The sequence below is a fragment of the Lysinibacillus capsici genome, from assembly GCF_020217405.1.
Classification (GTDB): Bacteria; Bacillota; Bacilli; order Bacillales_A; family Planococcaceae; genus Lysinibacillus; species Lysinibacillus capsici.
Map to the genome: position 1 here is coordinate 3,045,882 of NZ_CP084108.1, position 24,145 is coordinate 3,070,026.

Below are 24,145 nucleotides of genomic sequence, written 5' to 3' on the forward strand. Positions count from 1 at the left end.
GCCTTTACCCTAACGTTTAGCAACAAATGTTTCAACGTTTCCTTCCTCAATAATTGCTTTACCTGGTCCAACTAATTTAATTTCATATAATTTTCCCCAACGTTTTGTAGGTCGTAATGCTTTTACTTCAGCATTAGTAAATTCGGTATCGGTAACTAATAAAATCCATTGAGCTGCTTTCTGAGGAATTATTTCTAACAAATTGTCCCGATTTTCACCTGATATTCGACCAAAAGGTGTGTCCATAAATAACGGTGTCTTTAATTGATCTCCTGTACCTTCAGAAATTTCCAATAATGCTAAGATAAATGAAATTGATAAAATATGCCTTTGACCAGATGAAATGTTTGATAAGAACTCAAAATTACTAAATGATTTAACATCTAATGAAAAATCTTCTTTTACAATAACATTACTAAAGTTCATCCTTGAATCTTCGTCTAATAACTGTTTGAAAATTCTAGTTGCAACTGTTGATACTTGCATTGCCATTTCTTGTGTAAATTGATCTTTAACTTTTTCTAATTCTTTTAAGGATTTTTCTGCGAATTCTTTGTAATCTTCAAAGACCGTTTGACTTGCTTCTAATTTTTTTAATTCTCCACATTTTCGATTTTGAATGTTATACTCTTCGCGTTTAGTAATAAGTGTCTGTTTTGCCTTTTGAATTTTTGAGTCCCACTCTCCCATCTTACGAACAAGATTTTCTCGTGAAATCTCCTTTTCTTTAGCTTCTTGATCACCTATATTACCAATTACTTTATCAATTTCGTCAATTTTTGTACTTACTACTTTAATTTCTCGTAATAAGATTCCTATATCTTCACGTAATTGCTGGATATCTTTTTTACTATCCATCGACTTATTATTAATAATTGCTACATTTAGATTTAATTCATTTAATGCATCTCTATATTCAGATTCATTAATATTACTTAGAATGTTTTCAATATGTAAATACTCAATGGAACCTTTATTTGCAGATGTACCACAAACCCCGCATTTTTCCTTATCCAAAAATTCCTTCAGCAGATTGTAACTTATATTAAAACTCTCTCCTAAATTATTCTTTTCCATTTCAATATCCGTATCTGCTGCGTATAAAATAGTATCAGATATAGCAAATATAGCTTTACTTCCAGCTTCTCTAACACTTTGCTCCAGTCTTTTCTGTGTTTTTTTCAGAGATTTCAATCTCTCTTCAGCTAATTCACGTTCTTTTACTTTTTCTCTTACCGTTCTATTTTCTTCTAAATATTTATCAATTTCTTCTTTATCTCGCTCCATTTCTTCTAGTTGAACTTCTAAGGTTTCTATTTGTTCCTCGAGTTCTTTTTTCTGTCTTTCAATATCATCAAGTTTGTCTAAAGCTAAAGAATATTCTCCTTTAGCTTCCCCCTTAATCTTTTGTTTATATGATTTATATATTTTTTCAATTGCATCAATTGAGTTGTACAAAGAATCTATACCTAATAATTTCTTAATACCTTCTCTTACCTGACGACGTTGTTCAACTGTAGATTTAGTCATCTCTTCTATTTGCTCTCCATCAAATAAAAAATATTGTCGCATTTTTTTACTTAGAGCTTCTTCAGCAAGACGATTAATATCTTCGATTTCTCTATATGCATTGGTACAACCGTTTTCATCAACAACTTTCAAATAAGTTTCATCCCATAAATCTGCTTCTTCAATATCTGTACCTTCTTGTGTAACTGCCATGCTACGCTTTATTTCGTAATGTTTGCCATTATGCTCATATGCAACTTTTACAGAAACATCAACATAGCCATCCTCTTGAAGTGCAGCAATGTTTCCTATGTGTAAAATTTCCTCTTCATTTTTCTTATTCTTACTTAATTGACCATCTCGTTCTAGTTGCTTATCACCATGAAATGCATAAATAAATGCACGATAAATAGTTGTTTTTCCTTTACCATTAGCCCCATAAACTACGGTTACATTTTCAGTACCATCTTCCGAATTTGCAAATTCAATTCGATGAGTGCCATAATATTGCTTAAAGTTTGTCATTTCAATCCATTTTAGTTTCATGGCTTACCTCCACATAGTTTGAAATATTTCTTTGATATTTTTTAATTACTTCATCGACCGTTCCATTCTCACTATCTATTAAAACGTCCTCTATAAACTTTTTAATTTGGACATTATCAGTTTCAAGCATATCAATAATTTTTTTGTGTATATTATTATTCGTCATATTCTCCTCCTAATATGCTATATATTTCTTCACGACTTAAATATAATAAATGAGTTAAATTAAATTTCTTTAAAAAAGGTCTAATGTAATTTAGACATTCTTGACTATTCAAAGCGCAAAACTGAAACTCCATAAATCTTGCCAGTTCTTTTTTTATAAGTAATTTATTCGATTCTAAGTCCCGATTATCCGTTGGAAATACTAAATAATCATGAATAATAGCTTTACTTTTTCCATCAGATAATCTTAAAACTCTTCCTCTGCGTTGAATAAATTGTCTTGGATTACTTGTATTAGCTAAAAAATATGCTCGTTTTGTTGCAGGTATATTAACTCCTTCGTCTAAGCATTTCATGGCTACTAAAATTTGGATTTCTTTATTTCCGAATTCTTCTAAATATAAAAGTCGATTCTTCACTTTAGTAGTGCCTACTATTTCTTGCACAAATAAATCATAATTTGAAATTTCTTTTAAAATACTTCTATGACTCCCCTCTGGACAATAAACAATAGTATATGCAATATTTTCAGTACCTTCTTTTTCTATCTGTTCTTCTAAATCCATAAAAAATTGAAACTGTTTATTCTCTGCTACATGTATAATTTGATTCCTTTTTCGAATTAAACTCTCTAGATGCTCCTTAGATTTATTTATAGCACCTGCTATTTGACTAGAAAGACTAGTATATTCTTTTTGTTCTTCTTCATTTAAGAAAACTATTTTGGGAATATAATCATAAGGAGTTAGGAAACCTTCTTCTATAGCCCTTTCAATTGGAAAATTGAATACTTCTTTATCAAAGTAGTTATTTAAGATTTCAGTACCTTCTAAATCCATCCAGCGCTCAGGTGTAGCTGACAAACCTAAACGCAATTCTATATTCTCAACTAGACTTCGTCTCAACATTTTGGATCCTAAGTAATGAACTTCATCAGCTATAAATAAAATTTCATTTTGTCTTTTTATTCTTCCTAATAAAGACAAAAAACCTTCTAAATCAGCATTAGACTGATGTGTTACTATTAACGTTAAATGTGTAATATCACCATAGTTATAATCATCAATAGCTGATCGCATCTGAAGCTTCCAATTACGATTTGTACTTAAGCATTCTAATGGTTCGTAACCAAATTTTTTAGCATCCTCTGCCCATTGATCAACTAAATGTTGAAAAGGTACTGATATTACATTAACTATTCGTTTTTGTTTTCTAAATTGTTTCACACTCGCTGCAAGGGCTGTAACAGTTTTTCCTGTACCAGTAGCCATAGATAAAAAACCTTTATTATTATTATTCTCCCATGCTTCAATGGCTAAATGTTGGTAATCATATAGCTTATAATCTGAAGGTATAAAGGGTCCATCTTGTTTATCTTGCTTATCCTTTTTTTCTGAATAAGGTCTTTTATCATTTATTCCTTTTAGTTTTACTATTTCTTGCTTTATACTTTCTGGAATGTCAAATACCTTATAAAAGTCATTCTCTCCCTTATTCAATTGTTCAAATTTTTTGTCATGAAATTCAATATAAGGGGCTAAACCAATTTCCCAAGATTTAAACAAAGATACCCCCTCTCCATTTTGCATATATGCATTATAAGAATCATTTAACGAACCATGTAAAACTATTTTGTCTCCAGCCTTGTCTGTAAAAATCGCATATTTGTCATGAAACATCCCTGAAGAATTTCTTGGGATTGCAATTTTAAATGTTAATAATTCGTCTGCTACTAACCATGCTAATAACACTTTACTATCATAGTTCATATTACGATTCATTTTTTCGACTTCTCTTAAAAGAACACTATGTAAAGTAGCACTAGTTTTAGCCTTTTCGCCGTACTCTATTGCTCCTAAATCTATATTTTCTAAATGGGGAGAAGTAATAATCGTTGCATGACCATTATTATTTATGAAATCCAATAAGCCACTCAGATTTATTGATAACCATTGGCTTGTAAAATAGCCTACACCACGTTTATACTCAATCGATTTTTTCAATAAAGGGACAATTAAATCTTCGCTAATATTATCAATTGAAGTATCGTAAACAGCTTTTAGATTCAAAGATTTAAACATAGCTCACCTCAATTTTTTTATTGCCTTATCCATATAATTATGCCATCGTGTTGATATTGAGCTTCATCATCTTCTAAGATACGTTTAAAATATTTATACGTCATAACTTCATGACTAACTAGCCATTGCTCTAATTTTTTTATCGTTGTTCTACCTTCAAATACCACTTTCAATGTATGAACTATTATCGATTCTATATCTTCCAAGTTAAATTTATTATCTCTTGTAAAGAGTACTGTGTCCTTTATAAATGGAGTAAAGAACCGGCCAGATATTTTTAATACAGCTTTTAAAAGATCTACTGTCCAAACTTGATTATCGGTTAATTTAGGAAATTCTATTGCTTGTTGTAATAGATACAACATATCGTCATTAACTGAAATAAAAAAATACCCTTGATTTTCTTGATTTTCAACATAATATTCATAAACTTGTTTAGCTAATTTATCAATCTTCGCTTCAGTAAGTTCTAAAATATCTCTATGCACATACATAGCGCCTTTTTCAATAGGTACTATCATATGAGACAATGAAAATCTGATTGAAATCTCATTTTGAGTCCATCCCTGACTAGTAAAATGATTATTAATTTGCGAAATAAATACAACTTTCCCTTGTTCTAATAAGTATTGTTCTAACTGCCCCTTTAATGAAACTTGTCCTAATTTAATTACTTCTTTATTGGATATCTGAGGGTATCTATAAAATGTGAATACATCAGGATAGTAATATTTAATTAATGAAAATAATAAATGATATGAATTTATCTTTGCACGCTTCAATAAAGCTTTTTTTATAATCGTAATTGGAATGGGAACATCAAATTTCTCAACTTCATTTTTTAATTGTGTTACCAGCATATTTAACTTTTCTTCGTCTACCTCAACATTATCAATATGAACATATTGAGTAGCATTATATTGTACGATACTATTACAATCTAATGTGAGCCTTTGTTCAAAACTAAATGTAGGTAATCCTACAGTCTTTGTGAAGTATTCAAAAGCTGCTGAACGATCCAATGGTTCTCCTGCATTAAAGAAAAATTCTTCTATTTGTTCAACTTGTGTAACATGTTCACTATCAGCATTTTCAATTAAACGAATATAAGGAACTTTTCTAAAATAAATTGTACTTGGCTCTAAAAATTTTAAAATTGTGTACAACGCATAGTGATTATCAATATTCATAAGTGCCAATTTCTCTTGAAAACGTTCAAAAATTAAATTAATACTCATTTCAGGTAAATTATTTTCTTTTAAATGCAACTCGATAGATTCTATGATTTCATTAAATTGCTCTAACTTATAATTTTCAATCTTTGTTTTAGGTACATAATATCCTCTGTTCCAAAGATATGCTGTACGCTGAATATAAGCTGTAATACTTCGTTCTGTAAAATTGAATTCTACACTAGGTAATTCTTGTTTTAGCATGTCAATTAACTTCGCTGCTTCTTTAGGTAAAGATAGCCCCTCTGAAAAATACATACAATAAACTTTATAAGCCATGCTCTCTAAGGATGCTTTTATAAATAAATTTGTATTACCTTCTATTATCAATTGCTTAACATCACTATTTTCCCAAATTAAATATACAGGGATAGTAGTATATTCTTTTTGTATTTTTTGTAATAAATTATTTAAATCTGAATCATTAACATATAGCTTAGATGAAAATAAATTTTCCATCTCAATTTGGACAATTCCTTGCATCATCTGAATTTCTTCATAAGATGCCTGATGATAAAACCCTTCTTCCTCATATTTCCAGCCGTTACTTAATTCTGCTAATATCGCTCCAATAAATCGGCACTCTTCAAATGTAAATATCACATCAAATAATTCCTCTATTTGATTCACAGTGAAAAAGGGTTTAGATTCTTTATAGTCACGAAGTTCAATCCAAAACCAATAAAAATTGTTAACAAATTTTATTGCAGTTTTTTTTACTATTTGCCTAACTCTTTCTCTAGTTAAATTATATTCTTTAGCTACAAATTCTAGAGTATTCACACCACCAGTAAAGCCTTTATAGCGACTTAAAAAAATTGCTAAATTTCTTTCATCACAACCTGTTTTCTCATCTGATTCACAAACTAGCTTACAAAAACCCTTAAAATCTATAACATCTTGATTTTCAAGATTATACTGTGTTAAGCCAATTAAAAATTGAAGAAACTGATCTATTTTTTTACTCCCTAATTTCGGTACCCGTCCTAATCTATCCATAATATTACCTTTTAAATCTTTGAAGAAAATATCACCTTCATTCTCTAAATATTTTGCTATTGTAGGGGTAAAACATTTATAATCAATTTCTCTATCAAGATACTTGAGGGGAATTTGATAGATTGCACCATTAATTAATAATTCTCCTTCACCAAACTCTTTATGAGCTACTACAAGGTTATTTTCTATTTCATTTTGTTCTATATATATTCTATTTGAAATTTTATCTAAATATTCAAATAATTTTTCTTTCTTTCCAATACCAACACCCATTTTTCTGCTAAAATATAAATCTAAATCCTCAGGTAAATCTTCTACATACCTAATTTGATCATCCTCAAAATGCTGATTAATTATTCTCATAGATGTATCTGTGATTTTAATTTCTAGCTTAAATTGGTCAGAAGAGAAATTCAGAAATTCATTATTAAGCTTTACATTTTTATTTAAACTAACTAATACCCCATTAATACATAAATCCCCAAACTCTTTTTCGATAATTTCCATCGGTATATAACCGCTTAAATAGTTCATTAACTTTTGTCGATTAACACCACTCAAACTTTCTTTAGTTTCGAAACCAAGATTACTTAAAATACGTTTAAGTTGTTCATGTTGGAAAATATCATTTAATTTTAAATAATCCTCAAAACTAAAAGTATCTTTTGTATCTACAATAATATTAAGCCTACTGTGAAATCCTTTAAATGTTATATTATAAAGAGCTAATACTCGTAAAAGCTGGTTAAACATATTTGGATTTTCTTTAGATATTTTATTTAAATTTTCGTCATTAAAATCGCCAAACCAAGATGCTTCAAAATATTCTTGGCATTGTTGAAAATTTGTTTGATATTTCGAAATTTTAATCCCCTTTAAAGTTTCATCAATATTATCAATCACAGAACTTCCTATCCCCTTTTATATTTATATTTATATTGCTGTTCACTCTATTAGTTCTATATTATCACATAATTCATTACAAACTTCCCTTTATTATTCTATATATTTACAAAAAACTGTAATCTGTATTATAAATCTAAGTCATTTTTGAAGGCAAAATTAAAAATGAGTCCATCTGGCTCATTTGTTTTTGGAATTGTCGGATGTTTAATACCTAATTCCTCGGCAATAACAATTGTTTCTGCCAAAGGTAATAAAGGAAATTGTTCTCGAATATCGAAAAACAAAATCAGAATATTCATATAAATAAAAGTGATTTCGTTCCAAGTCTGATAGAAATTCATGCTGTCTATTTATTTTATTACCTTTTAAACGGGTAATTCGACCGTCTGAAGACACATCTTGAATAGTTAACCAAGGTTTATAATCCGCACCAACTCCAGAACCCCGACCTGGTATGTTTACTAGTCAGTTAAAAACTAAGTCAGAAAAAGAAATTCATTTAATAATTAAATTAGCCAGTGAAATTTTTGAAACATATGCAAAATAAAAAGGCGTGACTTAAAATAAAGTCACGTCTATGTTGTCATAGATAAAATTCTTAAGTCATATATTGGAAAAATTTTGGATGCAAAGCTACATCAATAATTTATGATTAATGTATTCTTTTAAATCATTTTGGATTTCTATAAAGTGTTCCTTTTTAGTTATATTAGCTATAGTTCTTATTTTAGATAATGAAATAGTTTCATTTTTTTCTATTAATTCATCTATAATTTTTGTACATCTACGGTACTGGTATTCCCTGACTGTCTCAATTATAGAATGTAGTAATTCATTACTTCTAGGTAACTTCTCTATTTGATTTTCTAAATTAGAAAGTATACCTAGTTTCTTCCCTATAATAGATTTTGAAATTCTTACGGGCTTATCCAATTGTATTAGCTCATCGTAACAATTCTTTATTAATTCAGCATATTCTTTGTCCCTTTCTTCCCAGTTAACAATCTGTTTATTCTGAGCCTTTTTTCTTCTCTGGGGTAACATTTCATCAAACCAATTTGGGTCATTTACCCTTAGGTAATCATATATTCGAGGAGCTATCTTGTATAAATCAGCTCTATGATATTCAGGGAAGTTTCTCATTAGTTCTTTCATTTGTCTTTTATATGAATCAAGTTTAAAGAATTTCCTTTTATACTCAGGAGGATTTGTTAAATAGTTCTTTACTGTTTTTGGTGTTACATTTAATTTTTGAGCTATTTGTTTTAAATTATATCCCTCTTCATATAAAACATATAATTTGCTTACCCACTCCTCTCCAAACCTATAAATACTATAATATTCATATTTATTTTCCCCTTCTGTATCTGGTCCTTTTCTTGTGTAAGAAAATCCACATGAACATGTAAAGATTCCTATTAATCCATATTTCCTCGTACTTATTGAAACTTCTTGAATAGTATCTTCTTTATAATGCTTAGCCACCATATTCAAACATGGCCATGGACCTGCACCAAATGGTCCTTTATCTTCTTTAATCTCCATAAAAGAATATATATCTTCACCTAAAAAATGAATCAACAATAAATGACGGAATGGATGAACAGCAGTTTTTGAATTACGCGAAATATTCCTTAACCAATTTTCACTTTTAGTCATATCTACGAAGGATTCATATTTTTCTAAAAAACCTTTAGGAAAACTTCCATTAAAATAATCGTGAAGCTTTTCCTGTTTAACTAAGCCCTCTCCCATGATAAACCCATGTTTTCTTAATAAGGTTCTATATTTTAGATTTATTTCTTGTACTGAATATTTATTAAATTGTAAAATAAATAATTGATTTGCCATCTCTGCTAATTTAATTTGAACTTCCTTATATAGATCCTTTTCATTCTCCTCAATATTAAAATCCATTATATTCATATCTAATCGAATATATTGAAACCTACTTTTTTCGGAAAAGTTAAAAGCATATTTTTTTAGTTTTATAGAGTGATACCCACAATAATCAATTCCTTGTAGTTGATGTTCTCTATGTATGAAGGGTTCTCCCCAAAAATTTATATCTTCTTTTGCACATAAAGAACAATAATATATTCCGTCTTTTTTGCAAATACTCCCTGCAGTCATTCCTAATGCATTATATATTCCATTTCCATTTCCACTACTTAAATTTATTATTTGTATTTGACGCTCCTCAGTTAAAAAAGGAGAGTAATATGGATATATGGTATAATTTCCTAAAATCAGTTCTACAGAATAATTTCCGCCTATATTTTTAACAAAATCATAAATCCTAGTTCCTATTTCCAAATTCGAAGTAACTGTGCGACTAGAAAAAACCTCTTCTAAAGTATCCTTAAAGTCAATATTTCCAGAATAAAAATGATATCTTGCAATTGCTGAATATAAAAGTTCATTTGGATATGGATCTGTGAAAAATGTTAACATTCCATTTCATTCCTAACTTTTTGTTTTAAATAACCGCTCTCTTAAAATAGATGTTCTTATCTTACTTTCTATATATCTTTCTAAACGAGGTTTTATTTCATGAAAATGCTACGTTTTAATTGCCGCTTTTCGTTGCACTCTCCACATTATTACTGACTCATTATTTTTAATCCCCTTTTCACAATAATCCATCACCAGTATCAACCTATATCAATACCATTTAATATTTTGCACTTTATACCTCAGATTTTATATAACCATTATCTTTTAATAATTCGTAAGGATGTTTCTTTTTTCTCAATGCTCGCTCTCTTAAATCCAATAATTGTAATATTTTATTTGAAGTATCTACATGTTTTTTCTTTTCTTTTGCTTTTTCATTCAATTTAATTAAAAATGGAATCAACCTAGCCTTAAGAGTATTCTCATCCGTATCAATCGGTGCATCTTCAACTATTTTTTTCGTAGCTTTTGCGATTTCACTTGAAGATAATGAATCAAATATACCTATAGCTGCTACTTCCAGGCTTAGACCTTCAATTATTTCCTTTTGCTTGTAAGCTATCGTATTCTTTCGTTCTTTCATCGCAGCCTTAATCTTACCTTCATACTGCGTACCCCTCTTATGATTCATCATCAATTCATCCAAATTAATCATTATATCCTCGTACTTATACATAGCAGCAAAATCATTATTCCTAATTGCATTTAACATTGGCTGGATAATTTTCATATCCTTCTTAGCAGTTTGTTTTAGCACCCTTACTGTAATGATTTCATTTTCATTACTCTCATCAAACAATACCCTCTCTTGAGCCAAGATAAAGAGGTTTACAGCTACTGATGTTATTCCCTGACATTCCTCATAGAAAGTCTTTTTAACCACATCTGTAAGCTCTGAACGTGTTTTAAGACATTGTAACTCCCAAAGTGTTTCTAAAAAGAATTCCCATTCTTCACTATCTTCAGCCATACGATCCCATATAATAGCCCCTTCACTTGCTGCACGACGAGCTTGTCTAAAGTTACCTTTGAATAATTGCTGAGCTTTAGACGTACCAATTAAAACAGTTGGAATACCTACTGTATTTGATAACGTAACGAAGAAGTTTAGCATTTCTTCTTGTTCATTTTTTGCATTTAACAGGTGCTGAATCTCATCAATAACTAATACACCAATTCCATACATGCTCGCTAGTGAAGTCATATGCAGTAGCATTGTAGATGTCAAACGGTTTAAATATCCAAACTTTTCTAAATATCGTGTCCCTAGTAAATCGTCAATAGCTTTGAAAAAGCTCTTACATAATGTTGAAAGACTTCCATCATAGGGACAATCAATCTTTAACCAAACAATTTGCGTCCGATTAAACGGATGTTGTTCGTATATTTCATGTTTTATTATCTGAGGGTACATTAATAACAGACGCTCAATTGCAGTTGTTTTACCGATGCCTGAGATACCAATAATCGATAGGCTATCTGCTGTTGAGCGAATATGATTTAAACGCTCATCAATATAATTATGGGCTTGCTCCTCATCTTCACGCAGTTCATGTAGCATTCGAATTCTTTCAAAAAATGTTTTATCTAAAGGATTTCTAGCTAAATAACCACGGCGAATCAACGTTGATAACCTACGCTCTACTTCAAAATGTATCGGTAACGGCTGAGTAAAATTTTTCACACGTTTCAGCACATGATAACGAATATTTGTTTCACTCTGCTTATCTCGCTCACTAATACTTGGTGTTACTATAAAGCGTTCTAATACATCATCTTCACTAAAAATTGGTGGAAGAGCTTCAATAAAAGGGTTTTGAGCGTATTCCATAAGCAGCTGTGGCTTATAGTTGGCTTCTTCCCTATCACCCTTTAAGACGGCATTATTCATCTTTTCCAAATTTCTCATCTCGCTTCCTTTTCAATTTTTCCATAAGACGTGAAGATGTTTTCTCTTCTGGTTGTTCTTCAATTTTTGTTTTCATTGTAAAATCTATAATCTCTGTTGGTTGTTTATCTACAGCAGACGTAGGCGATAAATCAAATTTCTCTTCTTCTCTATTAACTTGTTTTTCATTAGCTTTATTATCTCGAATCGTGGCTAGCTTTTCTTTTTTACTTGTTGGTTGATGTAGTGCCTTTTTCTTCTTTTGCTCTGCTGCCTTAATAATTTGATCCATCATCGTATCTGTATTAATTGTCAGTTGCACTTGCTTAGAGCGTTCCTCTTCCTCTAATTCATTTCGGAGTTGGTGCTGAAAAATAATATCCTCTAAAAAATCCCATTTATATTGTTGGCTCACCTCTAATAAAATGCACGTCTCATAATCCATTCCGTTATCATTCGGGATATAAATTTTGTCTAAATAGCGTGGGTCATACACAATATTGATACTTTTATTTTTTAACTTGGCATACCATTGTTCTTCAATTGCCCGTTTTGAGCCGTATAATAAATTTTTGAACTTGATACCTGCTCGTGAAATGGTTGCTTTGCCACGTGGCAATACATTTAGACGTAAAATATCTCTATCTACTATACGGAGACGCCCTTTACGATTTTGAATGCCCCAGTTCCATAGATTAATAGGTGTTGGTACAACCCCATCGGTAATCATCTCTTTTTCCATTGGATACTTATCGATAATTTTATGGTTATGCTGTAGCATCATTGTGATGATTAATGCCGTAAACTCTTTTAAATTCAGCGTAGCATCTAGCCTATAATCTCTGTCCCCACGCTCTCGATATTCTTTTTGAATAGCACCAGGTGCTTTTTGCTTCACTTTTCCGTTAATTGTACGGAACTTACGCTCAACAATACCTTTTAAATCTCCTCGATACGCTGTTGTATTTTCAATTTTGATGTTTAAATTATTAATAAGTCCTTCTACGGCATAGCCTTCAAATTCTCCTCGGTCTGCAATAATAATTTCCGGCAAATGATGTGTCGGCCATTGCTCTTCTATAATATCGATATTATATTGCTTACAAAATTCAACTTTATCAGCAACCATATTATCTAAGGCCATCATTGCACCTAGCCAAGACGGTCCTTCTAAGCCTACATAAATTCCTGTAACGATACGTGAGTACACATCAACAATTGCATAAATAACAGGTCTACCAATAATACGATTCACATCAAAAGCACTCACTAAATAAATATCTGCAATTGTTGCATCAATTTGAAAACGAGTACCAGGTCCATTCGTTTCAACCTTTGAATTACTTAAAATCGGACGATGCTTTAATTCATATTCTTTAGCGCTTTTACGGAACTCAATGTCCTTTTTAGGGTCCTCTAATTTCTTGAACCAATAATAAAATTGATGGTAAGATGGAATGCGATTAGACTCCCAAATGTGATATTGGATTTCCCCGTTTTCTTTATAACGGTCTGAATAAAAATCACGCAAAATAAAATGGTATACATCTTTTAACGAATAGTCATTAGCCTTGCGGTAGTATTTATTTATAGCATGTTCAAATTGCATTTTTATCTCATCTGTTATATTAATACCGCTTCGATACTCACTATTTACAGTTACTCTACGTGGACGACCTATTTTGTCATTGCTTAATTTTTTCGTTTTCCCTCGACCACCTGAGTTTGCGTAATCAGGTAACATAGCATTTTTATTCATGCCACGCTGCCAGTAACGACTTAATAGTTTTTTCACCTTTGTTTTTCCTAGTCCGCTCTTAGATACAATCTCTACAATCTTTGCTTCACGTCCCTGTTTCTTTAGAAGCTCCTTAATATTAGGAAGAAGAAACTTTTCTACGGTTTCCCAATCCTCGTCTCGCTTATTCATTTGTACAGGCGTTAATTCGCTATCTGGAATTGCTCTAGCAAAAGGATCTGCTACTATCAATAACTCTCCTTGTGCAAGCTCTAATTCTAAATGGCTGTACAACTCTCTTTTTGGCATTGCACTCGTAGTATCGATATTAACAACGTAGACATAGGATTCTTCAATTTCAATAATACGAATACGCTGTGAATCAGCTGTATACTGTAAAACTTGGTTAATATAAATCATCCATATTTCACCTGCTTCAGTTTGCTTTCATCGATTAACTGAATGACAATGGGTTGCTCTACGTTTAGTGGCTCTAACATATCTACTCGTATAATTTTTTGCACTAGCAAATGATAAAATAATGTCATACTACTACCTAGAGGCATATGTGTTTCTTTATCAAATACATTTGTAATTTCTCTAACACTTTGGCTACTTTCTAAAAGTCGCTGCAATAATGCCATCGCTAAATCTTCAATATGCTGAGGGCTTAAGTCTTGAAAAGCATCATAATGTTGGAGGTTATAATAATCATGAATATAGCTAATGTTCCTCGCCATTTCTTTAGGAATTTCTAGCTCCGTTACAATCCCCCAATCAATTTGTCTTCTTTCCCAATAAACTCTTTCAATTTCAAACTTCTCGATAACCCGCTCTTTTAACAGTTCGTCTTTCATTTTAATTGTTCTAGCAAGCTCAACAAATCCTTCACCTTTATCTACGGTTAATAAAAAATCCGTTGTCATTACAACTGGCTCATTTGTTTTTGGGTCTGTAGGATGTTTAATACCTAACTCATCTGCAATGACAATTGTTTCTTCCAACGGTAATAAAGGAAATTGCTCTCGAATATCAACAACAAAATCCGAATATTCAGTTAAATAAAAGTAGTTTCGTTCCAAATCTGATAAAAACTCATGTTGTCTATTAGTTTTAATACCCCTTAAACGTGTAGACCGACCTTGTGAAGATACATCTTGAATGTTTAACCAAGGTTTATACTCGGAACCGATACCAGAACCCCGCCCTTCTTTAATCCATTTTTCTATTCTAGATGTTCTTGCTCGTTTAGACATAAAAAAAACACCCCTTTAGACAAATATAATCTAAAGAGGCATTTCATCGCAACTTTTTTACAACCGTCGCAACTTTATTTTAAACATCGTATCTTTTTTATAAACATCGCAACTTTATTTCAAAACTACACAAATTAATTTAAAATATTATTTACAGGCCACATTTCAACTGTGCGCCACAGTTTGTACATGTATTACAGCCGCCCATTTCTTCGACTGTGCCTTTACGGCATACTGGGCATGTATTCCCAACGTCTGAGCCAATAACAGTTGTTGACTCTAACGCTTGAATCGTATCTACTAATACGACTGGACGTTTTGTATGTTCTTCAACTAATTCCTCTTCAAATGAAAGTTGATCCATATCATTTTCTTCTGCTTTTAGTGTAAGTACTTGTGAATCACGGCTACCGTCAACATAGACCGTACCACCTTTAGCGCCACCTTTATATAGTCGCTCGTACACTTTTTCAACTTGCTGTACTGTATAGCCTTTTGGTGCGTTTACAGTTTTAGAAATAGAGGAATCGATCCATTTTTGAATAATACATTGCACATCAGCATGTGCTTCTGGTTTTAGCTCCATTGCTGTAACGAACCATTCTGGAAGCTCTTGCTCATTTACTTCTGGATGACGGTTCAAATATTCTTGGACAATTTCAGCTTTTACTTCAATGAATTTACCTAGACGACCAGAACGATAGTACGTGAAGGAGAAGTATGGCTCAAGACCTGTTGCTACCCCTACCATTGTTCCTGTTGACCCTGTTGGTGCAACCGTTAATAGATGTGAGTTTCGGATACCAGTCGCTAAAATTTGCGCTTTGATATGAGCAGGCATTTTTTGCATAAAGCCTGTCTCTGTGAAGGCTTTACGTAAACGAGCTGTTTCTTCGTCTGTAGCACCTACTAAGAATGGGAAGCTTCCACGCTCTTTCGCAAGCTCTGTAGACGCCTCATACGCAGTTTCAGCGATTGTTTTAAAGATTTCATCGACTAACGCATTACCAGCTTCTGAACCATATTCTTTTTCACAGTAAATCAGCAAATCGGCTAAGCCCATAACGCCTAAACCAACACGACGTTCACCAAGAGCTTGTACACGATTTTCTTCCAAGAAGTAAGGTGTCGCATCAATCACATTATCCTGCATACGAACACCAACACGAACTGTTTCACGTAGTGCTTCGTAATCAACTGATTGATTTTCTTTATTCGCAAACTGTGCTAAATTCACAGCAGCTAAGTTACACACAGAATAGGGTGCAAGTGGTTGCTCGCCACATGGGTTCGTCGCTACAACACTTTGACCGTATGCCTTTGCATTTGTCATGTCATTGGCGTTGTCAATGAAGAAAATACCTGGCTCTGCTGAGTATGTTGCACATACATTAATTAAATTCCATAATTCTTTTGCTTTCATTGTACGGTATGTGCGGACTTTATAGCCCATTTTCTCCCATTCACGAACATCACCAACTTCATGCCATTTCGTGTTGTAAACGCTCATTTCTTCCTTTGTATATTCTTCAACGGCTGGGAAACGAAGCTCGAAGTCAGCGTCTTTTTCAACTGCTTCCATAAATTCTTTTGTTAATGTCACAGAAATGTTGGCACCTGTTAAAAACTCTGGGTTATGAACAGTGTACGTGCCACCATCACGTAATTTATTTTCAGCATCACGAATGATCGCTGTATCAAAGCCACCTAAGCCTTCAATGTTTTTATAATTCACGATGCCTTGATACATCGCTTCTTCTTGCATAGAAAGTGGCTTGAAGTTTAATTTTTCTTTGGCTAGACGGATGATTGTTTCATCCGTAGTATTTTCGATCAGGTAACGCAGAATACGTGGATTTTGCATTTTGGAAATAATAAACTCCACAATATCTGGATGCCAATCTGCTAGCATAATCATTTGTGCCGATTTCTTACGCGGGTTCGCTACCCCCACTCTCTATGTCACCATAGAAGTTGAGACCATATCTTACATCTTATTAGATGCCCTCGCACTTCGGAGTGGCTTCACTCCTACTCTACTCACTTCCGCTAACCTAGCGTGTTTTCGATGGTCGTTGAACCTTCCCCTTTAAAAGGAGCTTGGCTGCTGATTGTCTTTATCCCACTGCTATTTTCAAGCATTCACGTTTACCGTTTCCGATTACGTTGTAGCTAGCAGTGCATTTATAATGCGTTTTTTAACATTTTCATGTGGTTGTATCGCATCATAAACATCCATATTTCCCACCTCGATTAAAGTGACAATATTTCCGTTAAAGAGTTTCCAGCAATTCACGAGGTTTGTTTACGCAGAAGCACCTAGATTATGCTTACCTCTGCGGCTACCACCTTGTTCGACAAGATGAGTCAGCTTCGCAATATCATCTAACCATGAGACAGATCCAGATGATTTACCGTTTACACCACGAGCTAGCGTGTTGCGTGGACGTAAAGTTGAACCATTTGTTCCTACACCACCACCACGGCTCATAATTTCCATTACTTGCTTACGATGATCACTGATCCCTTCACGAGAGTCAGCGACAAATGGCATCACGTAACAGTTAAAGAAAGTTACATCTGTTTCAGAACCTGCTCCATAAATTACGCGCCCTGCAGGGATGAATTTTAAAGAGACTAATTGCTTATAAAATTTCTCAAACCACTCTTGGCGTTTTTCTGGTGTTTTTTCAACAGCAGCAAGACCTGTTGCATTTCGTTTTGCAATTTGTTCATAAAATATCTCAAGAGGCTTTTCTAACACGTCAATTGAACGCGTAATCACACCCGTTTCTTGCTCTTGCGGATCGTCTAATGCGCTACGATAATCTTCTTCAATCAAAATCTCTGCTGTTTTTGTAGACATATCCAATTTTTGAATTGTCCCTAAACCACGTGCAGGAAATTTCGGATCAGCTTTTACCGTTAATACAACAAAGTCGCCAGCTTTCAATGTTTTCTTTTCTGTGTCTTTAAACGAATAGCGATCGATCATGACAAGTCTCGATACACCTTTGTGTGTAATATGCATATCAGATGTTACGGGGTGTACCTGCGGGAATTGTTCAATATCCTTGTTTAACTGTTCAAATTGATTGTTTACTTCGGGTTGATGATTTGTGAGTACCATCGTTTTGCCTCCCTTATTTTCTTCATTACAAAATAAATACACAATATCTCGTGTTGTTAAACACTACATATTGTGTATATGTCTTTAAAAAAGATACTATATATAGTTTTTTAATTCAACTCTTGCTTTTTTTAATAGATTCAGAACTACTTGTTATGACTAGGATTAAACGTTAAAAAATATTTTTTTCATACCATTTTTTACTTTTTAAAGTTCCACTCATCTGAAGCATATTTTTTTTCTTCTAAAGCTCGGACATATTCTAATTGCTCCTCAGAAAGTGTAAATGGTTTTAGTTCAATTTGCAACGATTTTGCAAAGCCATCTCTAAAAGCTGTCACACATTGTTCAACTGTCACTGGCTCTTTTACAAGACTGTTGATGGCAACAGCCTTTTCTGGTAGCTTTCTACGCATACGATTCTTCGCTTCTTCACTGGAGAAATTAAATACAGATAATAATTTCTCTTGATCTAAATCTAATAAAATGGCACCATGCTGTAAAATGACACCCTTTTGACGCGTTTGAGCACTTCCAGCTATTTTTTTCCCTTCTACGACAAGTTCATACCAACTTGGTGCGTCAAAGCAAACAGCACTTTTTGGACTCTTCAGATCCGCTCTTTTTTCCTCTGTATCAGGTACACTAAAATAGGCATCCATACCCAGGTTATGGAAACCTTGCAAGATTCCCTCACTTAACACACGATATGCCTCTGTTACAGATTCTGGCATATTCGGATAGCTTTCTGTCACGATGACACTATAAGTTAGCTCATGTTCATGTAGGACAGCTCGTCCACCGGTTGGACGACGAACAAAACCTAAGCCTTGTTCACGCACGGCATCTAAATTAATATCTCTCTTAGCTTGTTGAAAATACCCAATGGATAATGTCGCAGGCTCCCACTCGTAGAAACGAATTACTGGTGGAATTAACCCCTCACTATGCCAATCAAGTAATGCTTCATCTAGTGCCATATTAAAAGAAGGACTACATTTCCCTGAATTTAAAAAATACCAAGTTGTCATATGTTCATCTCCTACAAATATACTGATCCATCAGGCCCCACCCGTGGGTCAACTTGAACGAATATTATGCTACAATTCAAATTGCAAACAATTGCTTGTGAAACGAAAAAGGCGAATTCACTACAACCTAGTTAATTTTATCAAACTCATTGGACTATCGCTAGCGCATCTTTTATAATAATAGAGAAGATAGAAAGGGGTAAGAAAATCTTGGACATACTTATCACAATCGGTGTCGTTTTAGTAGTCACAATTGCATATATCGGAATTAATGCACTACGACTCAAAAAAGCCGTAACCAACCTAACACAAGAGCAATTTATTGAAGGCTATCGTAAAGCGCAGCTGATCGATGTTCGTGAGCAAAAGGAATTTGATGCTGGTCACATTCTTGGTGCACGAAATGTTCCTTCGACAACACTACGTCAACGTTATAAAGAAATCCGCCCAGATTTACCAGTATATCTATACTGTCAAAATACAGGCCGTAGCTCACGTGCTGCACTATTTCTTAAAAAACGTGGGTACAACCAAATTTACCAACTTCAAGGTGGTTTCAAAACTTGGACAGGTAAAATAAAAGCAAAAAAATATTAATGCTCCCATCAAAAGAAGTCGTCTCAAAGTACTATGAGACGACTTCTTTTTTAAAAAATTCAGAGTTTCTACTATATTATATCTATTTCGAATGATGCTGTACGAGCTTTTTGTATATTAAGTCTGTGATAATATGTAGGGATAGAAAAAATCCAGCAGTAAAATGAAATATAGTCCCCTTTTTGATACCAAGTCTACTTTGAACGAGTTTCACTACTTGAGTCGGGTCCTCATCAAAATGAGCGCTTTAATACTCTTTTGGAGAAGGTTTCTCATATGTTTGAGCGCTTCGATAGCTATAACCAAGCGAGCTTCCAATAATCCACCTCATATTTAAAAACCCCTTCACGAAACACTTTGATGACCAAAAATACTATTTTTCGTTAGAGATATACCAGTTATGAACCCTATTCTTCTATTTTTCTGAAAATAGCTAAAGTTTATTGTTGAATAATTTTAGAAGCACTGTTAGGATGTATAATATCTTACAATAATAATTGAATATCAAGTTAATAAGCTATGAATGCTATGGATCAAACTATAGCAGGAGCAGTTCTGGAGAGAGCGCACATTGCGTCGCCGAAGGGTTCACTATCTCAGGCAAAAGGACAGAGGAGTAATACGCTTTTATAAGCGATGCTACATAAAATATTTTACCTATTTCATGTAGACATCTGCGAGTAAATGGTATTTGTTATTCTGACGTTTTTCCGAGACTAGTGTTACAACTAGTCTCTTTTTATTTTTCCAGTCATAGTTTTTTATGCATCTTTGAGGGGGATTAACGTGGAACAGCAACAATTAAAACGAGATTTAAAAAATCGCCATGTGCAGCTTATTGCCATTGGTGGAACAATTGGGACTGGTTTATTTTTAGGCTCTGGGAAAGCCATTGCCTTAGCAGGGCCTTCGATCATCCTAGCTTACTTAATTGTAGGGACAGCGCTATTTTTTGTGATGCGTGCCTTAGGTGAATTATTACTATCCAATGCAGGCTACACTTCATTTACGGATTTTGCATCCGAATACATAGGGCCTTGGGCAGGTTATGTAACAGGTTGGACATACTGGTTCTGTTGGATTATGACGGCGATGGCAGACATTATTGCGGTGGGGGTTTATACACAATATTGGTTTGATATCCCACAATGGGTGCCAGCCATTGGTTGCCTCGTATTGTTATTATTACTAAATCTATTAACTGTTAAGCTTTTTGGTGAGCTAGAATTTTGGTTCGCTATTATTAAAGTTATTACGATTGTAGCGCTTATTATTATTGGTCTTTTTATGTTAGTAACTGGCTTTCAAACTAGTTCAGGAGCAGTATCAGTTGATAATCTGTGGGCACATGGAGGCATGTTCCCAAATGGTATATACGGCTTTTTAATGGCCTTCCAAATGGTTGTCTTTGCATTTGTTGGGGTGGAATTAGTGGGGGTTTCAGCAGCTGAAACAGCAGATCCTCAAAAAAATATTCCTTCTGCCATTAATAAAATTCCATTTCGTATTTTGCTTTTCTATGTAGGGGCATTATTTGTCATTTTATGTATTAACCCATGGTATGAGATGTCTGCTTCAAGCAGCCCCTTTGTCCAAGTGTTTACATTAGCAGGTATCCCGATTGCTGCTGGTATTATAAATTTTGTTGTGCTTACTTCAGCGGCTTCAGCAGGTAACAGTGGGTTATTCTCCACAAGTCGGATGCTCTATAATCTTGGTAACAATAAACAGGCATCTCCAGCATTCGCAAAACTCAACAGAAACAGTGTACCAAGTAATGCACTCGTTATTTCCGCTATTGTTGTATCAATTGGTGCTCTGTTAAGTAAGTTGATGCCAGAGAATGCCTTTAGTGTTGTGACGACCATTAGTGCAATTTGTTTTATATGGGTGTGGAGCATTATCATCATTTCGCACATCATCTACAAACGAAAAAAACGCGCTTTACATGAAGCTTCCATCTTCAAAGCACCACTGACACCTTTTATCAACTACGTTGTGCTTGCGTTTTTTGCCTTTTTATTAATGGTGATGTTTATTTCTGAGGCTACGCGTACAGCACTGCTGTTAACACCAATTTGGTTTATCGCTTTATTTATTATTTATAAAATGAAAAAAAGATGACTTCAGACTAATCGCTGAAATCATCTTCACTTATTAAAAAATAGTCATATCCCATTCTGTTGCTAGCTGTTTTAGCAACTTTACACCTGCCACACTGTTTCCTATTGGATCAATCGCTGGTCCGTAAATTCCAATACCACAGCCAGTAGGAAACGGTGAGTGCAGACCTGCATGCCCTGGAACAGCCGCAAGAATCGCGCCTGATACACCACTTTTGGCAGGAAGGCCGATGAATGCCGCGAACTTCCCTGAGGCATTGTACATACCACATGTCACCATCAAGGCCTTCGCTAATTTTGCCACTTGTTTAGGGAATAGCTGTTTCTTTAACAGTGGGTGATAGCCATCATTCGCAATAACTAGGCCAATCATGGCTAAATCTGATACATTGACTTCAATTGCACATTGCTTCAAATAAACCTCAAGCGCCGCTTCTACTGGACAATCTAAGAACCCTGAATCCATTAAGTAGTAGGCTAATGCTCGATTACGATTAGCCGTATGCCACTCTGACTGGAATACTTCTTCATTGATACTTAATTGCTTGCCGATGATTTGTTCTAAAAATTGTAGAATCTTTGTGACCTTCTCTTGTGGAGAATGACCAGCCAACATGGAGGATACCGTAATAGCTCCAGCATTAATCATCGGGTTAAAGGGTTTACCTGGCTGATGACTTTCTAAGCGAATAATTGAGTTAAAGGTATCTCCTGTTGGTTCAACATCTACTCTTTCTAAAACATATGGTAAGCCTCGATCCATACAGGCTAAAATAAAGGTAATGACCTTGGAAACGCTTTGAAGGGTAAATAGTTCTTCGGTATCTCCCGCTTTGATTTCGTGGCCTTCAGTCCCAACAATCGCCACAGCTAATTGGTTGGGATCTTTTTGGGCTAAAGCAGGGATATAACTAGCGCATTGCCCTTCTTTGGCAGTAGCACGATACTGTGATACCCACTGTGTTAAAAGTTGATGCTGATGATTCGGTTGTGTTGACATGTTGTGTTCTCCTTTCAAAATGAGGCAAAAACAGAGCCTCCATAGTTCTCCTATGAAGACTCTATCCCGTTAGCGCTTAGGTGGCTGTGTTCCCTCTGGAATTAAAGATTGATATGTTTCACCATCAAGACGTTCTTGCCATTCCTTTTTCGCTTTTTCAATATATAGAGGATTATCCAGCAACGCTAAGGCTGTACAAGCCATAATTTTAGCAGCCTGTAGCATTCCTTTATGCGCTATTGGGGTAACTCCCTGAGACACTACCTGCCATGTATGTAATGGTGTCCCTAATGCCATGCATACAGTTGTACACTGCACGGTTGGTACGTTCCAGCTAACATCTCCAACATCTGTAGAGCCACCCATAATAAATTCAGGTAGCATGCCTGGAACATGATTAGCAATCACTTTTCCTTGTAATAGCTTGGCATCTTCTTTACGCAAGCCCACTAATGAAGCTGCTTGTACTTCTGGTGTAAACGTATTGAAAATAGCCTGCGCATACTGTTCATCCTCTATTGTATAGTCTGGCATACCGATTTCAAGTATTTGTTGATACATCACATCATAAAGTGTTTTATTTGTAATAAGACTCGAAGCAGCACCTTCAAACTCAATGTCCACTGACGTCCCTGTCATCATTGTGGCTCCCTTTGCAATGTTCTCAACGCGCTGATAAATTTCCTGCACTTGCTGCTTTTTAGGTGCCCTAACTAGATACGTTACCTCTGCATATGGTTGAACTACATTTGGCGAAGTCCCGCCTGAATTAGTAATGGCATAATGCACACGAGCTTCTGGAATGATATGTTCTCGTAAGTAGTTTACCCCAACATTCATAAGCTCAACAGCATCTAAAGCACTTCGTCCAAGATGTGGTGCAGCTGCGGCATGAGCACTTTTGCCCGTAAACTTAAACGTTGCTGCATAGTTTGCTAGAGAACTACATGTCATCACAGTCGAAAACGTACCTGGATGCCAAGAGATCGCGATATCAACATCATCAAAAAGGCCAGCCTTTGCCATATAAGCTTTACCAGATCCATTCTCCTCTGCAGGACAACCGTAAAAACGGATTGTTGCTAACTGATGATTTTGCTCTAAATAATCTTTTACAGCAACAGCAGCTGCGAATGCGCCAGTACCTAATAAGTTATGACCACAGCCATGTCCGCTTCCACCATCCTCAAGAGGCTCATGTTGTGTTGCCCCACCTTTTTGACTCAAGCCTGGAAGCGCATCATATTCACCTAAAAAGGCAATGACAGGCTTGCCAGAACCATAAGTTCCAACAAGCGCTGTTTCAAGACCAGCAACACCGACTTGTGTTTGAAAACCCTCTTTTTCTAGTGCCTGTTTCATATATTCCATCGATTTCTTTTCTTGAAAATGAAGCTCGGGCACAGCCCAAATCGCATCGCTTAATGCTACTGTAGCTTGCTGTTTTGCTTCAATTAACGTTGAAATTTTTTCATGATAACTCATAT

13 protein-coding genes, 3 pseudogenes and 1 riboswitch are annotated in these 24,145 nt (G+C 34.3%); of the genes and pseudogenes, 2 read left to right on the forward strand and 14 right to left on the reverse strand.

Going from position 1 to position 24,145, the window contains the following annotated elements:
* Positions 1-9 precede the first annotated feature (9 nt).
* The 12 genes and pseudogenes from LCP48_RS15035 to LCP48_RS15090 all read right to left on the reverse strand — a co-directional run bounded on the left by LCP48_RS15035 (position 10) and on the right by LCP48_RS15090 (position 18,887).
* A complete protein-coding gene (locus LCP48_RS15035; protein ID WP_225340338.1) occupies positions 10-2,055 on the reverse strand; it encodes an AAA family ATPase in 2,046 nt (681 codons plus the stop codon).
* Complete coding sequence (locus tag LCP48_RS15040; RefSeq protein WP_225340339.1) at positions 2,036-2,221, reverse strand: hypothetical protein; 186 nt, start codon at positions 2,219-2,221, stop codon at positions 2,036-2,038. Before LCP48_RS15040 ends, LCP48_RS15035 begins: the two co-directional genes overlap by 20 nt.
* Entirely contained in the window at positions 2,211-4,301 is a 2,091-nt protein-coding gene (locus LCP48_RS15045) for a DEAD/DEAH box helicase family protein (RefSeq protein WP_225340340.1), read from the reverse strand. Before LCP48_RS15045 ends, LCP48_RS15040 begins: the two co-directional genes overlap by 11 nt.
* Positions 4,302-4,318: 17 nt before the next feature.
* Complete coding sequence (locus LCP48_RS15050; protein ID WP_225340341.1) at positions 4,319-7,435, reverse strand: hypothetical protein; 3,117 nt, start codon at positions 7,433-7,435, stop codon at positions 4,319-4,321.
* 140 nt (positions 7,436-7,575) lie between these two features.
* A pseudogene (locus LCP48_RS23435) lies at positions 7,576-7,894 on the reverse strand (heteromeric transposase endonuclease subunit TnsA); the annotation flags it as partial.
* Positions 7,895-8,071: 177 nt separating this feature from the next.
* Positions 8,072-9,892: a TnsD family Tn7-like transposition protein gene (locus LCP48_RS15060; protein ID WP_225340343.1), complete on the reverse strand. Its 1,821-nt coding sequence runs from the start codon at positions 9,890-9,892 to the stop codon at positions 8,072-8,074.
* Between the two features lie 235 nt (positions 9,893-10,127).
* A complete protein-coding gene (locus LCP48_RS15065; RefSeq protein WP_225340344.1) occupies positions 10,128-11,804 on the reverse strand; it encodes an ATP-binding protein in 1,677 nt (558 codons plus the stop codon).
* Positions 11,779-13,941, reverse strand: coding sequence for a Mu transposase C-terminal domain-containing protein (locus tag LCP48_RS15070; RefSeq protein ID WP_225340345.1), 2,163 nt, complete (start codon positions 13,939-13,941; stop codon positions 11,779-11,781). Before LCP48_RS15070 ends, LCP48_RS15065 begins: the two co-directional genes overlap by 26 nt.
* Entirely contained in the window at positions 13,938-14,777 is an 840-nt protein-coding gene (locus LCP48_RS15075; protein WP_225340346.1) for a TnsA endonuclease N-terminal domain-containing protein, read from the reverse strand. The genes LCP48_RS15070 and LCP48_RS15075 overlap by 4 nt, the downstream gene beginning before the upstream one ends.
* 151 nt (positions 14,778-14,928) lie before the next feature.
* Positions 14,929-16,710, reverse strand: a pseudogene (locus LCP48_RS15080) (vitamin B12-dependent ribonucleotide reductase); the annotation flags it as partial.
* Positions 16,711-17,109: 399 nt separating this feature from the next.
* Positions 17,110-17,907, reverse strand: a pseudogene (locus tag LCP48_RS15085) (ribonucleotide reductase N-terminal alpha domain-containing protein); the annotation flags it as partial.
* Between the two features lie 200 nt (positions 17,908-18,107).
* Entirely contained in the window at positions 18,108-18,887 is a 780-nt protein-coding gene (locus tag LCP48_RS15090) for a lipoate--protein ligase family protein (RefSeq protein WP_004231074.1), read from the reverse strand.
* A gap of 261 nt (positions 18,888-19,148) precedes the next feature.
* Here LCP48_RS15090 and LCP48_RS15095 point away from each other — a divergent pair, with 261 nt between their 5' ends.
* Both LCP48_RS15095 and LCP48_RS15100 read left to right on the forward strand, forming a co-directional pair.
* Positions 19,149-19,535 (forward strand): rhodanese-like domain-containing protein, encoded by a 387-nt coding sequence (locus tag LCP48_RS15095; protein WP_004231073.1) that lies wholly within the window; start codon positions 19,149-19,151, stop codon positions 19,533-19,535.
* 545 nt (positions 19,536-20,080) lie between these two features.
* A riboswitch (glycine riboswitch) is annotated at positions 20,081-20,157 on the forward strand.
* Positions 20,158-20,321: 164 nt separating this feature from the next.
* The gene (locus tag LCP48_RS15100) at positions 20,322-21,659 is read left to right on the forward strand and encodes an amino acid permease (protein ID WP_004231071.1); all 1,338 of its coding nucleotides are present in this window, start codon (positions 20,322-20,324) and stop codon (positions 21,657-21,659) included.
* Positions 21,660-21,692: 33 nt separating this feature from the next.
* Here LCP48_RS15100 and LCP48_RS15105 read toward each other — a convergent pair whose 3' ends face one another.
* Positions 21,693-22,658: a glutaminase gene (locus LCP48_RS15105; RefSeq protein WP_004231070.1), complete on the reverse strand. Its 966-nt coding sequence runs from the start codon at positions 22,656-22,658 to the stop codon at positions 21,693-21,695.
* A gap of 69 nt (positions 22,659-22,727) precedes the next feature.
* The gene (locus LCP48_RS15110; protein ID WP_004231069.1) at positions 22,728-24,143 is read right to left on the reverse strand and encodes a M20 family metallopeptidase; all 1,416 of its coding nucleotides are present in this window, start codon (positions 24,141-24,143) and stop codon (positions 22,728-22,730) included.
* Positions 24,144-24,145 lie beyond the last annotated feature (2 nt).